This is a genomic window from Brevundimonas sp., from assembly GCF_035998205.1.
Lineage (GTDB): Bacteria > Pseudomonadota > Alphaproteobacteria > Caulobacterales > Caulobacteraceae > Brevundimonas.
On sequence record NZ_DASYHT010000005.1, the window covers coordinates 461429 to 475339 of the forward strand.

General features: G+C 72.7%; 13 protein-coding genes. 7 read left to right on the forward strand and 6 right to left on the reverse strand.

The genetic code is table 11. The annotated features are described in order from the left end of the window. The first annotated feature begins 13 nt into the window (after positions 1-13). The 3 genes from VGN74_RS09560 to VGN74_RS09570 all read left to right on the forward strand — a co-directional run bounded on the left by VGN74_RS09560 (position 14) and on the right by VGN74_RS09570 (position 2019). Positions 14-667, forward strand: coding sequence for a hypothetical protein (locus tag VGN74_RS09560; protein WP_327447507.1), 654 nt, complete (start codon positions 14-16; stop codon positions 665-667). An 89-nt stretch (positions 668-756) separates the two neighbouring features. Beyond that, positions 757-1767, forward strand: coding sequence for a TraB/GumN family protein (locus VGN74_RS09565; protein ID WP_327447509.1), 1011 nt, complete (start codon positions 757-759; stop codon positions 1765-1767). A 75-nt stretch (positions 1768-1842) separates the two neighbouring features. Next, the gene (locus VGN74_RS09570) at positions 1843-2019 is read left to right on the forward strand and encodes a YegP family protein (RefSeq protein WP_327447511.1); all 177 of its coding nucleotides are present in this window, start codon (positions 1843-1845) and stop codon (positions 2017-2019) included. Between the two features lie 20 nt (positions 2020-2039). Here the strand turns inward: VGN74_RS09570 and rimM are convergent, their stop codons facing one another. From rimM to VGN74_RS09595, 5 genes are all read right to left on the reverse strand, one after another. Continuing rightward, positions 2040-2567 carry a ribosome maturation factor RimM gene (gene rimM / locus VGN74_RS09575; protein ID WP_327447513.1) on the reverse strand — a complete coding sequence of 176 codons (528 nt, stop codon included), beginning with the start codon at positions 2565-2567 and terminating at the stop codon, positions 2040-2042. 253 nt (positions 2568-2820) lie between these two features. After that, entirely contained in the window at positions 2821-3357 is a 537-nt protein-coding gene (gene rpsP, locus VGN74_RS09580) for a 30S ribosomal protein S16 (RefSeq protein ID WP_327447514.1), read from the reverse strand. A gap of 18 nt (positions 3358-3375) precedes the next feature. Continuing rightward, positions 3376-4902, reverse strand: coding sequence for a signal recognition particle protein (gene ffh / locus VGN74_RS09585; RefSeq protein WP_327447515.1), 1527 nt, complete (start codon positions 4900-4902; stop codon positions 3376-3378). A gap of 397 nt (positions 4903-5299) precedes the next feature. Next, positions 5300-6460 (reverse strand): hypothetical protein, encoded by a 1161-nt coding sequence (locus VGN74_RS09590; RefSeq protein ID WP_327447516.1) that lies wholly within the window; start codon positions 6458-6460, stop codon positions 5300-5302. Then, a complete protein-coding gene (locus tag VGN74_RS09595) occupies positions 6457-6762 on the reverse strand; it encodes a PadR family transcriptional regulator (protein ID WP_327447517.1) in 306 nt (101 codons plus the stop codon). The genes VGN74_RS09590 and VGN74_RS09595 overlap by 4 nt, the downstream gene beginning before the upstream one ends. Positions 6763-6902: 140 nt before the next feature. Here VGN74_RS09595 and ppc point away from each other — a divergent pair, with 140 nt between their 5' ends. The 3 genes from ppc to VGN74_RS09610 all read left to right on the forward strand — a co-directional run bounded on the left by ppc (position 6903) and on the right by VGN74_RS09610 (position 10646). Beyond that, on the forward strand, positions 6903-9599 hold the full coding sequence (ppc, locus tag VGN74_RS09600) for a phosphoenolpyruvate carboxylase (protein WP_327447518.1): 2697 nt from the start codon (positions 6903-6905) through the stop codon (positions 9597-9599). Positions 9600-9781: 182 nt separating this feature from the next. Next, a complete protein-coding gene (locus tag VGN74_RS09605) occupies positions 9782-10105 on the forward strand; it encodes a UrcA family protein (protein WP_327447519.1) in 324 nt (107 codons plus the stop codon). A 205-nt stretch (positions 10106-10310) separates the two neighbouring features. Beyond that, a complete protein-coding gene (locus tag VGN74_RS09610) occupies positions 10311-10646 on the forward strand; it encodes a UrcA family protein (RefSeq protein ID WP_327447520.1) in 336 nt (111 codons plus the stop codon). 80 nt (positions 10647-10726) lie between these two features. Here VGN74_RS09610 and VGN74_RS09615 read toward each other — a convergent pair whose 3' ends face one another. Then, positions 10727-12904, reverse strand: a complete 2178-nt coding sequence (locus VGN74_RS09615) for a M3 family metallopeptidase (RefSeq protein WP_327447521.1) — start codon at positions 12902-12904, stop codon at positions 10727-10729. A gap of 134 nt (positions 12905-13038) precedes the next feature. On the opposite strand from VGN74_RS09615, the gene VGN74_RS09620 reads away from it, so the two are divergent. Then, complete coding sequence (locus tag VGN74_RS09620) at positions 13039-13890, forward strand: glutamate racemase (RefSeq protein ID WP_327447523.1); 852 nt, start codon at positions 13039-13041, stop codon at positions 13888-13890. Positions 13891-13911 lie beyond the last annotated feature (21 nt).

Below are 13911 nucleotides of genomic sequence, written 5' to 3' on the forward strand. Positions count from 1 at the left end.
CTCGCGAGGCGCAATGCCAAGGTTAGCCAGCCTTGTCCTGACCGCCGCCCTGCTGGCGGCCGGGGGCGTTGCGGCGCAGGCTCCGCCGACGCGGGACGCGGCCCCGGTGGCGGGCGGCCATCTCATCCCCGCCATGGTCAGGGGAGAGCAGCTGAAGCCGCCTGGCAGCTTCTATGTCGGCGGCTACGCGAGCGCACACGGCGGCGTCGCCGCCACGGTGCATCTGTACGAGCACCGGCAAGGCGCGGAAACGGAGGTCCCGGTCTGGCGCCCCTGGGCGTTGCGCGAGGTCGGGCGGGGGACCGCGCTGCGGGTCGAGTGGGCCGACGGAGACACCTGTCCGGCGGTCCATGGCGTCCGGCAGATGCTGGCCGACCGCTTCGCGCCGCGCTTCCGTCCGTCGCGCTCCGCCGGGCAGCTGCCTGCCGGAGGCCGCACCCCGCCGGGGCCGCCGATCGTCCTCGACGGGGGTTCAACCGTGGCGGTGTGGGGATATGCGGTGCATCCGGACGGGGCCATGGGGGCCATGATCTTCACCGGGCGCGAGGGCGCGCTGCTGGACTGGGCGGCTTTCGCCAATGCTCAGCTGGACGGGTGCTGGTCGGCGACGCCCCCGCCCTTCGTCCAGCCCGTCGCGGCGGCTGGTGCGTCGAACGGGGACGAGTGACGGCGATTTAACTTGCCCGGCGCGGCGGGCCCGATCAGCTTCCGGTTGTCGTTGCGCCCGCGGGGGCGCGCTGTCGGGGAGCCCGCCGCATGGCCCTGCGTCCGTCCGTCGTCGCCGCCGCCCTCGCCCTGACCCTCGCGTGCGGCGGCGCCGGCATCGCCGCCGCCCAGACACCGGGCCAGACACCGGGCCAGACACCGGACCAGACGCCCGCGGCGACGCCCGATCCCGCGGAGGCCGTCACCACGGTCGACGAGATCATCGTCGAGGCGCGGCTGTCCGGGGCGCCGATCTGGGAGATCTCCGACGGCGCCGCGACCCTGATCCTCGTCGGCGACCTGCGCGCCCCGCCGGAGGAGACGCCGTGGGATCCGGCGCCGCTGCAGGCGGCGGTGGGGCGTGTCGATGCGGTGCTGTTCGGCACCCGGGTGCAGGGCTCCTTCTCCGACATCCTGCGCCTGATGTGGCGCATCCGCACCCTGACCCGCCTGCCGGAGGGACGGACCACGGCGGACTATCTGTCGCCGGAGATGCAGGCGCGACTGGACGCCCTGGAGGCGCAGTATCGCCAGAATTACGACCGCGACGGCCTGCTGGTGACCGGCATCGACCTGCTGCGCGACCGGCTCCGCTTCGATCGTGACGCGGGGCCGAGCGCCGGGACGGTTGTCGAGCGCACCGCCCGGCGGGCGCGCATCCCGGTGCGGCCGGTCATCGCCGGGCGCGGCGACGAGCTGGTCGACAACCTGCTGACCTCGCCGCCCGAGACCCACCGCCCCTGTCTGGAGGCGGCCATCGCCGCCACCGAGGCCGGCCGCGAGGGGATGATCCAGCGCGGTCGCGACTGGACCCGGCTGCGCGTGCCGGAGGTGCGGCAGAGCGCGCTGGAGCAGGCGCTGGAGCAGTGCTGGCCGTGGGGCGACCCGCGCACCGGGGCCGAGTTCCGCGCCGCCTGGCTGGCCGAGATCGAGGCCGCCCTGACCGGCGAGGCGGTGGTCATGGGGGTCGGGCCGCTGGGCCTGCTGGCCGAGCCCGACGGCCTGCTCGACCGGCTGGAGGCCCGCGGCTACGTCATCGACGGCCCGATGTGGCGGGAGTGACGGCCGGCTTGACCGTGGGGCGCCCGCGGACAAGTCTGGCCTGGCCGGCCGCGAGGGCCGGACGGGGAGGCCGCCATGGCGCACAGGTTCGAAGTCTACAAGGACAAGGCCGGGGAGTTCCGCGTCCGCTTCAAGTACAATGCCGAGATCATCTTCTCGACCGAGGGCTATTCGGACCGGTCGGGGGCGAAGCGGGCGATCGAGTCGATCCGCAAGCATGTGGGCGACGCCGAGGTGGTCGACCTCGACTGAACCGGCTCGCGCCGGGCGGCTCAGCCCTCGCCCGGTTCGGGGTCGCCGATCTCCGCCGGGCGCAGGGCGCGCAGCCAGCCGTCGACGACACGGACCTCCGGGACGGCGTCGCGGGTGAAGGGCAGATACCAGGTGGCGCCGCCGCTTGCCGGGGCGATCTCCAGCATGTCCGAGGCGCCGAAGTTCTGCACCGCCTTGACCCGGCCCAGCACGAGGTCGTCGGCGTCGCGCGCCTCCAGCCCGATCAGGTCGGTGAGGTAGAATTCGTCCTCGTCCTCGACGGCCGGCAGCCGGTCGCGCGGGACGTACAGCTTCAGCCCGCGCAGGGCGTCGGCCTGTTCCTTCGTGGTGATCTCCTTCACCCGGGCGACGACGCCCGCCTTGTCCGGCCGGGCGGAGACCAGGGTCAGCCCGACCGAGCCGTCGGCCCGCAGCAGCGGGCTGTAGCCGAGCAGGGCCATGGGGTCGGCGGTATGGGCGGTGATCCGCACCTCGCCCCGGACCCCGAACGCCCCGCCCACCTGGGCCACGAAGATGAGTTTGGACATCCTGCTCTCTCCCTCGGGGACGCCGGCGCCGGGGCCGGGGCGGCAGGTCCTCCCCCACAGGGGGAGGTGGCTCGCCGCGTAGCGGCGAGACGGAGGGGGGCGGGCGGCGCCGTCGAGGACATCCCCCTCCACCCTCCTTCGCCCTGCGAGCTCCGGACGGTCCCCCTCCCCCTGCGGGGGAGGAATGGGCGCGCGGCCGCCGCATGACACCTTCTCCCGCAAGGGGAGAAGGGTCATCGTTGGGCGGTCAGCCTCAGCCTTCGGCCTTTTCTTCGGTCGCGTCTTCAGCGGCCGGAGCCTCTTCAGCGGCCGGAGCTTCCTCGGCGGCCGGGGCTTCCGGCTCAGGCGCCGGGGCGGCGGCGGCGGCCGCAGCGGCTTCGGCTTCCGCCTTGGCGGCGGCTTCGGCGTCAGCCTTGGCCTGGGCCTCGGCTTCCAGACGGTCGGCCTCGCGCTGGGCGCGCTCGGCGGCGCGCTCCTGGGCCTTCTTGCCCGGCGCGCCCTTGTTCGGGTTGTTGCCCTGGGTCCACTTGACCTTCTGGCCGAGGGTCTCGTCCTGGCTCAGGAAGCGGGCCACGCGGTCGGTCGGCTGGGCGCCCTTGCCGAGCCACTCGGCGATGCGCTCGACCTTCAGGGCGACGCGCGGGGTGGCGCCGTCCTTGGGCAGCATCGGGTTGTAGCTGCCGACCTTCTCGATGAACTTGCCGTCGCGCGGGGCGTGCGAGTCGGCGACGACGATGTGGTAGTAGGGGCGCTTCTTGGCGCCGCCGCGGGCCAGACGGATCTTCAGCATTTTCAGTCTCTTCTCAGGTTAGGTCTTCTTGGTGGGCAGGCCGGGCAGGCCCGGAAGGCCTCCCGGAATGGAACCGCCGCCGAGGCCGGCGAGCCGGTCCTGCAGGGCTTTCATCTCGTCGCCGGAGGGCTCGGGCAGCTTGCCGCCGCCCATCGCCTTCAGCCGGGCCATGTCGGCGCCGCCGGGGCCGCCCATGCCGGGCAGACCCATGGCCTGGGCCATGCGGGCGAGGTTCTTGCCCCCGCCCTTCGTCATCATCTTCACCGCGTCCTGCATCTGCCGGTGCTGCTTGAGCAGGCGGTTGATGTCCTGCACCTCCACCCCGGCCCCGGCGGCGATGCGCCGCTTGCGGCTGGCGTTGAGCAGGTCGGGCTTCTTGCGCTCGGCCTTGGTCATCGAGCGGATGATCGCCTGCTGGCGATTGATCATCCGGTCGTCGACGCCGGTCTCGGCCATCTGCGCCTTCATCTTGGCCACGCCGGGCAGCAGGCCCATGATGCCCTGCAGCCCGCCCATGCGCTTCATCTGCTCGAGCTGGCCGGCGAGGTCGTCGAGGTCAAACTGGCCCTTGGCCAGCTTGCGCGCCATCTTCTCGGCCTTGGCCTGGTCCAGCTCCTGGCTGGCCTTCTCCACCAGGGCCACGATGTCGCCCTGGCCGAGGATGCGGCCGGCGACGCGGCGGGCGTCGAACACGTCCAGCGCATCGACCTTCTCGCCGGCGCCGAGGAACTTGATCGGCAGGCCGGTGACGGCCCGCATCGACAGCATGGCGCCGCCGCGGCCGTCGCCGTCGGCCCGGGTCAGCACCAGGCCGGTGAGGGGCAGGCGCTCGTGGAAGGCGCGGGCGGTGCGCACGGCGTCCTGGCCGGTCAGGCTGTCGGCCACCAGCAGGGTCTCGACCGGCCTGGCGATGGCGGCGACCTCGGCCACCTCGGCCATCAGCGCCTCGTCGAGGGTGATGCGGCCGGCGGTGTCGAGGATCAGGACGTCGAAGCCCTGCAGCCGCGCCGAGGACAGGGCCCGGCGGGTGATGTCGACGGCGGTCTCCCCGGCCACGATCGGCAGGGTGGCGACCTCGATCTGCTTGCCGAGGGTGGCCAGCTGCTCCATCGCCGCCGGGCGGCGGGTGTCGAGCGAGGCCATCATGACCTTCTTGCGCTCGAACTTCGTCAGGCGCAGCGCCAGCTTGGCCGAGGTGGTCGTCTTGCCCGAGCCCTGCAGGCCGGCCATCAGGAAGACCGCCGGCGGCGTGGCGTTCAGGTTGAGCGGGACCGGCTCCTCGCCGCCCAGCATCTCGACCAGGCCGTCGTAGACGATCTTGATCACCTGGTCGGCGGGCTTGACCGAGCGGATCACCTCCTCGCCGGTGGCGCGCTCGGTGGCGAAGGCGATGAAGTCCTTGACCACGGGCAGGGCGACGTCGGCCTCGAGCAGGGCCACGCGCACCTCGCGCATCGCCTCCTGAACGTCCTTTTCGGACAGGGCGCCGCGACCGGTGATCCGGTCGAAAACCCCTGTCAGCCGCTCGTTCAGAGCCTCGAACATCAACTACCTCATGTGCGCAGGTGAGGCGGCTCCATACGACAACGGCCTCTGGCGACGATCACGTCGGCAGAGGGTTCTCGCCTGCCTCGTCCGCTCGAAAACGGGGTCGTGCAGGTGGAGACGCGAGGTTCACTTGCGTCGGAAGCCGCGGCTTATGGCCGAAAACCCGCGCGCAGGCAAGGCGAGGGGGCGGGCTCTCCTCCCCCATGGCGCAGCGTATGGGGGAGGGGGACCATGCGCAGCATGGTGGAGGGGGCGGGCTCAGGCGCATCGCTGGCGGTCGCCCCCACCACCGCCTTCGGCGGTCCCCCTCCCCCGCACGCGGGGGAGGAGACGTGTGGACCTGCCCGGCGCCAGCCCGCGCCCACCGGGTTTCGAGAGGCGTCCCCGCCCGGGCTCAGGCGGCTGTGCGGAGCAGGCGCTCGGGGGCGTCGGCCCCGGTTGCGGAGGCGCCGGCTTCGGCGGCGAGCGGCTGCACCCGGCGCGGCATCACGGCGGCGGCGAGGAAGTAGCCGACGATGGCGCTGCCGCCATAGGCGACGAGGGGCGTCGGATAGTTCCCGAGAACGGCGGAGGCGATGACCGACCCCCACATGGCGACGAAGGCGGCATGTCCGGCGCGGTTCGCCGGATCCCGGACCAGACCGACGAGGCCGGGAACCAGCAGCAGCGCGGCGCCCGTCCACACGGCGACCCCGGCGACGGGATGGGTGGCGAAGGCGGTCAGGAAGACGCGGTCGACGAACGGCGTCGCCGGCAGCAGGTCCGGCTGGGCGAAGGCGGCGAGCGTCGCCGCCGCGCTGGCCAGCAGCGCCAGAAGAACGGGACGTTCCCGATGGACGACGGCGATCGCGGCCACGCTCGCGGTCAGGGCGGCGGCCATGGCGCGGTCGGGCTGAAGGGCCAGCGCAAGGCCGGCGATCGCCACACCCGTGGCGGCCAGCGGCGTCCGCGCGCCCGCGAACAGCAGCACCATGACCGGCAGGACGATCAGGCTGGGCTGAAAGGCGACCCCGGCGAGCACGAGCCAGCGCGCGGCCCCGTCCGCCGCTGTGCCTCCGGCGGCGACAAGGGCGAGGATGATGGCGAGCCCGGCCACGATCGCGCCGCGCCCCCTCAGGCCGATGTCGCCGTCGATCCGGCTGGCGAGCGCGGTGGCGAGCAGACCCAGCGCCAGGGCGCCCGCGTTCATCAGCAGGAGGCGCGGCGGCGCACCCGCGAGGGTCAGATACAGGAAGCCGAGCGCCGTGGCGGCGACGCCGCACAGCAAGGCGAGGAGGCGAGGGCTGAGGGCGGCGGGCATGGGAAGATCCTCGGAGGGGTCATTGGCGGGGGAGGTGAGGCCGGTGACGGCGCGGGCGAGCCGGCCGAGGCCGTCGACCGCTGTGGTCCGCAGCGCCCCGACAAGACAGCCGGCGGCGAAGGCCATGGCAGCGCTGTCGTCGAGCGCCTCAACCTCCTGCCGCATGGCGCGGCCCCAGTCGGCCAGGCGCGGCGGCAGGCACAGGGCGGCGAGGGCCGTGAGCCGCCGCGCCATTGACCGGGTGAGGCGGCTCATGTCGCCGCGCGCCCGGGGAGCATGTTCGGGGCGCCCGCGGGCTCCTGCGCCGCCAGCGCCTGCCGGCGGCCTTCGGCGGTCAGCCGGTAGACGTGTCGGGGCGGTCGGCCCGGCTCCGGCGAGGGGCGCCACTCGGCCGTGAGCCAGCCCTGGGCCTCCCAGCGGATCAGCAGCGGATACAGGGTGCCGGACTTGATGCCGGCGCGGCGGCACAGGTCGTAGCCGTGCACGGCATCGCCCTGCTCGAGCAGGGCCGCGAGCACAGCGCGAGCGACCGGGGACAGGGCGCGAAAGCGAGGCATGCAACAAGTCTACATATGTAGAGTTATTGGTCAACACTCGCCCCCGCGCACATTGCGTTTCGCTGTTCGCCGGGGCGGTAGGCAGGGCGGCGGGGGCGCTCTAGGGTCGGTGTCCTGCCTCCCCGCAGCGAGACGCTTCCATGATCCAGGCCGCCGAGCCCCTGTCCGACGACCACCTGCGCGAGGAGGTGCGCGCCCTCGGCGCCCTGCTCGGCGAGGTCATCCGCGCCGAGAGCGGCGAGGCCCTGTACGACCGCATCGAGGCGGTGCGGCAGGCCTCGGTGGCCTATCACCGCCACCCCGGGGCCAATGGCGCGGCGCGGCTGGAGGCGCTGCTCAGCGACCTGCCGCTCGACCAGGCGGTCGGGCTGGCGCATGGCTTCGCCGCCTTCTCCCTGCTGGCCAACATCGCCGAGGACCGGTCGGGCAAGCGCCACGCCCGCGACCGCGGCGCCGCCGGCGAGCGGCCGGACACGCCCGAGGGCGCCCTGCGCCGGCTGGCCGACGAGGGCCGCGGCCCGGCCGAGGCGCGCGACCTGCTGGCCGGCGGCCTGATCTCGCCGGTGCTGACGGCGCACCCGTCCGAGGTGCGGCGCAAGAGCGTGATCGACCGGCTGGCGGCGATCTCGGACCTGATCGACCGGTCCGGCGAGACGCTGCAGGTGACGCCGGAGCTGCGCCGCCAGATCATCATCCTGTGGTGCACCCGGCTGGTGCGCGCCTCGGGCCTGGTGGTGCAGGACGAGATCGACACCGTCACCTCCTTCCTCGAGCGGGTGTTCATGCGCGCGGCGCCGGACCGGCTGCTGGAGTGGCGGCGGCGGCTCGACGCCCCTGACCTGCCCGCCTTCCTGCGCGTCGGCAGCTGGGTCGGCGGCGACCGCGACGGCAACCCCAACGTCGACGCCGGCACCCTGAGGGCCGCCTTCGCCACCCAGGCCCGCGCCGCCCTGCGCTTCTATCTGGAGGCGGTGCACGGCCTCGGGGCCGAGCTCAGCCTGTCCTCCAGCCTCGCCGGGGTGTCGCCCCAGCTGGCGGCGCTGGCGGAGTCCTCCGGCGATCCCTCGCCGCACCGGGCGCTGGAGCCCTACCGCAAGGCCCTGACCCACATCTACGCCCGGCTGGCGGCGACCCATCTGGCGCTCGGCGGCGAGCCGGCCCCGCGGGCGCCGGGCTTCGCCGCCCCCGCCTATGAGACCCCCGAGGCCTTCCACGCCGATCTCGGCGTGCTGCAGGACAGTCTCGTGACCCACCACGGTGCGGTCTTCTCCGAGGGGCCCCTGCCGACCCTGATCGCGGCGGTGGAGGTGTTCGGCTTCCACCTCGCCACCCTCGACCTGCGCCAGAACTCCGACGTGCACGAGCGGGTGGTGGCCGAGCTGCTGCGCGTCGCCGGGGTCTGCCCCGACTACAGCGCGCTGGACGAGGCCGGCCGGCTGGCGGTGCTGGAGGCCGAGCTGGCCTCCCCCCGTCCCCTGTTCAGCCCCTATGCGACCTATGGCGCCGAGACGCTGAAGGAGCGGGCCATCCTGCAGGCGGCGGCGGAAGCCGTGGCGCGCTTCGGCCCGCACGCCATCCGCACCCACATCGTCTCCAAGACCGACGCAGCCTCGGACCTGCTGGAGGTCTATCTGCTGCTCAAGGAGGTCGGGCTGTTCCGGCCGGAGGATCCGGGCGCCTGTCCGATCCAGGCCGCGCCCCTGTTCGAGACCATCGACGACCTGCGCGCCGCCCGCGCCACCCTGGAACGGCTGCTGGCCAGCCCGGCCGCCGCGGCGGTGGCCCGCGCCCGCGGCGTGCAGGAGGTGATGATCGGCTATTCCGACTCCAACAAGGACGGCTCCTACCTGACCTCGGGCTGGGAGCTGAACGAGGCCTCGCGCGGCCTGCTGGAGGTGGCCGCCGGGTTCGGCGTGCGGCTGCAGCTGTTCCACGGCCGCGGGGGCGCGGTCGGGCGCGGCGGCGGCTCCAGCTTCGCCGGGGTGGTGGCCCAGCCGCGCGGCACGGTGCAGGGCCGCATCCGCGTCACCGAACAGGGCGAGGTCATCGCCAACAAGTACGGCGACCCGGACATCGCCCGGCGCAACCTCGACGCCCTGACCTGCGGCGTTCTGCTCAGCTCGCTGCGGCCCGAGGGCGACGACACGTTCGGCGCCCGCCATGGCGCGACCATGGGCCGGCTGTCCGACGCCTCGATGCAGGCCTACCGGGCGCTGGTCTACGAAACCGAGGGCTTCGTCGACTACTTCCGCGCCGCCACCCCGATCGCCGAGATCGCCGACCTGAAGATCGGCTCGCGCCCGGCCTCGCGCACCGCCTCCTCGCGCATCGAGGACCTGCGCGCCATTCCCTGGGTATTCAGCTGGTCGCAGAGCCGGGTGATGCTGCCGGGCTGGTTCGGCTTCGGCTCGGCGGTGCGCGACACGGGGGCAGACCTCGACGAGCTGCGCGCCATGGCCCGCGACTGGCCCTTCTTCACCACCCTGCTGCAGAACATGGAGATGGTCATGGCCAAGGCCGACATGACCATCGCCCGCCGCTACGCCGCCCTCGTGCCCGACCAGACGCTGGCGGCCCGCATCCACGGGGCGCTGCAGGCCGAGTACGACCTGACCCGTCAGACCCTGCTCGACATCACCGGCCAGGACGAGCTGCTCGCGCGCCAGCCCGGGCTGGACCGGCTGATCCGGCTGCGTATGCCCTATGTGGAGCCGCTGAACCATGTGCAGATCGAGCTGATCCGTCGCCGCCGCGCGGGGGACGACGATCCGCGCGTGCGCGCCGGCATCCTGCTGGCCATCAACGGCATCGCCGCCGGCCTGCGCAACAGCGGCTGACGAGGTCAGGAAGGCGGCGAGACGAATACTGGATTACAGAGTATTCATGAATCCAGAGTCATGATGTCGATTTAATTCAGGGCCATAACTACGCCATCGGGTCTGACTATAGCTGTCTGGCGGTCGCGATCAACCTGCGGCTGCCGCCCCACAGGGGTGAAACAGCTGTCAGGAGAGGCCCCATGAAGACCGTTTACGTCGCCGTCGCGGCGGTCGCCGCCCTCGCCGCCGCCGTCCCGGCGGCCGCCCAGGATCACCGCGTCGCCTATGGCGACCTGACCCTGTCCAACCCCGCCCATGCCGCCGAGTTCGAGTCCCGGGTCCGGCGCGAGGCCCGCCGCGCCTGCGTGGGCGGCACTCCGGTCCAGCAGCTCGACTGCACGGTGCGTTTCCGCGCCGCGGCCGTCGCCCAGCTCCCCGCATCCGCCCGTCAGGCCTATGCGGCCGCGCGCGACGAGGGCCCGGTGATTCTGGCCCGCGCCCCCGCCGGCTTCGGCGGACTCTGACGCCCCCGGATCTGGAGGTCCGGCGCGACGTTCGCGCCGGACCCGTCCGGACCGGGAGGATCGGCCATCAAGCCGCCACACGAGCGGCGGGGTGTGGTCATGCAGATTTCGTTCGGGAGTCGCAAAAGTTCGGTCTTCCTGTCGACGAAGCGGGGCAGAAAGCGCCCCGTCGCCTCCCCGCGACGTCGCCAAAAGGATCGACCCCATGCGTGCTTTCGTGACCGCGCTCACCGCCGCCCTTCTGGTCGCCGCCGGCGCCCAGACCTCCGCCGAGGCCCAGGATCGTGATTACCGGATCGTCATCGGCGATCTGTCCCTGTCCAACCCGACCGACGCCGCCGCCTTTGACGCCCGCGTCCGCCGCGAAGCCCGCCGCGCCTGCCCCGGCGGCACGCCGGTGGAGCAAGGCGTCTGCCGCGACCGTTTCCGCGCTGAAGCCGTCGCCCGCCTGCCCGCGCCGGCCCGTCAGGCCTATGCCGAAGCGCGCGGCGAGCGTCCGGTGATCATGGCCCGCGCCGCCGACGTCGCCGGCATGGTCTGAGCCGGCGTCATCCGGACACAGAGAAAAGGGCCGGAGGGGTCGCCCCCTCCGGCCCTTGCCGTTTCAGGATGTCGCCGGTCTCAGCTGACCGGGAAGCCGCGCACGCGCAGCAGGGCGGCCACATCCGGGTCGCGGCCGCGGAAGCGGCGGTAGGCCTCGGCCCGGTCGGACGAATTGCCCTCGGCCAGGATGATGGCCTTGTAGCGGGCGCCGATGTCCGGATTGAAGACGTCCCCGGACTCCTCGAAGTAGGCCCAGGTGTCCGCGTCCATCACCTCGGACCACAGGTAGCTGTAGTAGCCGGCCGAGTAGGCGTCCGAGGTGAAGAGGTGATTGAACTGCGGCAGGCGGTGCCGCATCACGATCTCCCGCGGCATGCCGTAGCGCGCCAGGCTCTCGCGCTCGAAGGCGTCGATGTCGGTCGGCGGCGTCGCCCGGGTGTGCAGGTCCATGTCGACCAGGGCCGAGGACAGGTAGCTGACCGTGGCATAGCCCTGGTTGAAGGTGGCCGCCGCCTCGATCTTGTCGACCAGGGCCTGGGGCATGGGCTCGCCGGTCTCGTAGTGGCGCATGAAGCCGTCGAGGATCGGCCGGCTCAGCACCCAGTGCTCGTGGACCTGCGACGGGTACTCGACGTAGTCGCGCGGCGTGCCGCCCAGCGCCGGGTAGGTGTAGTTGGCCAGCAGCGAGTGCAGGGCGTGGCCGAACTCGTGGAACAGGGTCTCGGCGTCGTCCAGCGAGATCAGCAGCGGCTGGCCCTCGGGGGCCTTGATGAAGTTGTTGTTGTTCGACGACAGCACGTTCTTGACGCCGTCGTAGGTCGAGTAGCTGCGGTAGGTCGTGGCCCAGGCGCCCGAGCGCTTGCCGGTGCGCGCGAAGTCGTCCGAGTAGAAGACGCCGACGTGGCGGCCGCTGGCCTTGTCCTTGACCTCGAACACCTCGACGTCCGGGTGGAACACAGGGACCGTGCCGGCGGCGAGGGGCGTGAATTCCAGCCCGTACAGGCGCTCGGCCATGTAGAAGGCGCCGCGCTTGACCGCGTTGAGGTCGAAGTAGGCCTTCATCTCGTTCTGGTCGAGGTCGTACTTCGCCTTCCGCACCTTCTCGGCGTAGTAGAGGTAGTCCCACGGCTCGATGTCGTGGCCGGCGAGGGCGCGCATGTCGGCAACCTCCTCGACCACCCGGGCCTTGGCCGGGGCCCAGACCCGCTCCATCAGCGCCATCGCCGCCGCCGGCGTCTTCGCCATGGTGTCCTGCATGCGCCACTCGGCGTGGTTGGCGAAGCCGAGCAGCTGCGCCCGCTCGTGCCGCAGCCGGACGATCTCGGCGATCACCGCATTGGTGTCATTGGCGTCGCCGTTGTCGCCGCGGTTGACGAACTTGCGCCACACCACCTCGCGCATGGCCCGGTCGTCGCCGAAGCTCAGGAACGGATCGACGCTGGAGCGGGTGTTGACGATGGCCCAGCCGGTCAGGCCGCGGGCGCTGGCGGCGGCCGCCGCGGCGGCCTTGTTTGAGTCCGGCAGGCCGGCGACCCCGGCCTCGGTCGGGATGTGGGTCCAGGTCTTTTCGTCCTCGACCACCTTCTGGCCGAAGCTGGTGAAGGCGCGCGACAGGGCGGTGTTGATGCGGCCCAGCTCGGCCTTCTGGGCCTCGTTCAGCGCGGCGCCGTTGCGGATGAAGGAGTCGCGGCTGCGCTCGACCAGACGGGTCTGTTCGGCGGTCAGGCCGCGCGCCGCGGCGGTGTCGGCCACGGTGCGGATGCGCTCGAACAGGCGGGTGTTGAAGGTGATCTCGTCTCCCGCCGCCGACAGCAGTGGCGACACCTCGCGCTGCACTGCCTGGTAGTCGGCCGAGCCGATATTGGAGGTCATCACGCCGAACAGGGACAGCGCCCGGCCCAGCGGCTCGCCGGCCATCTGCAGCGCCACCGAGGTGTTGGCGAAGCTGGCCGGCTCGGGGTTGTTGGCGATGGCCTCGATCTCGGCGCGGCGCAGGGCGATGCCCTCGATGATGGCCTCGCGCAGCTTGTCGGCGGTGACGCGATCCCACGGCGGCACCCCCTCGAACGGGCCGGTCCAGGGCTGCAGCAGCTCGGCGCGCGGCGCGGTCGTCGGCAGCACGGCGCGGGCGATGCGGGCGTCCGCCTCGAGGCTGGCGGCGGCGGCCGGCGTCAGCGCGGCGCCGGCCGGGCCCGAGGCGCAGCCGGCCACGGCGAACAGGCTGGCGCCGCCGATAAGAAGGTGTCGTCTGTGCATGGGGACTCCCTGAACGTCACTTTTTCGGTTGGCGGCACCCTAGAGCCGTGACAGCCGGGTGTCACGGGCTGGACGACACGGGCCGGACCACACGGGGTTGGACGCGACGCCCGGTCGCAGCTAGAGCGGGGGCCATGGCCATCGGCGTCTTCGATTCCGGGGTGGGCGGCCTCACCGTCCACCGTGAACTGACCACGCGCTTCGCGGCGTGCGACCTCGTCTATCTGGCCGATCAGGCCCACGCCCCCTACGGCGGGCGCGGCGGCGAGGACATCGTCGAGCTGACCCGCGACGGCTGCGCCCGGCTGTTCGACGCCGGCGCCTCGGTGGTCGTGCTGGCCTGCAACACCGCCAGCGCCATCGCCCTGCGCCGGCTGCAGCAGACCTGGCTGCCGCAGGAGCGCGCGCGCCGCGGCCGGCCGGTCAATGTGCTGGGCATCATCGTGCCGACCATCGAGGCCGCCACCGGCCAGCCGTGGAGCCACGAGATCGATCCCCTGGCCGAGCGCAAGTCGGCCATCGACGTGCTGGGCGTGTTCTGCACCGCCGCCACGGCCATGAGCCGGGTCTACGAGATCGAGATCGACAAGCGCAGCGAGGACCTGGCGGTCTTCTCCGAGGCCTGCCCCGGCCTGGCCGGGCTGATCGAGCTGGGCGCGCCGGAGGAGGAGCTGCGGGTCGTGGTGCGTGACCACGTCGACGCCCTGCGCCGCCGCATCGGCCGCCATCCCGACCGCGCCGTGCTGGGCTGCACCCACTACGAGATCATCGCCGACCTGTTCGCCGAGGCCCTGCCGCCGGGCACGCCGGTGATCCACCAGCCGCAGGCGGTGGCCGATGCGCTGGAGCGCTATTTCGCCCGCCACCCCGAGTTCGACCTCGGCCAGTCCGGACGGCGCGACTTCCTCACCACCGGCCAGCCCGGGCCCCAGTCCGCCCTGATCGCCCGCTTCTGGGGCGCGCCCCTGACCTTCACGGCGGCTTGACCCCGGAGCCCGGGCGCGGCT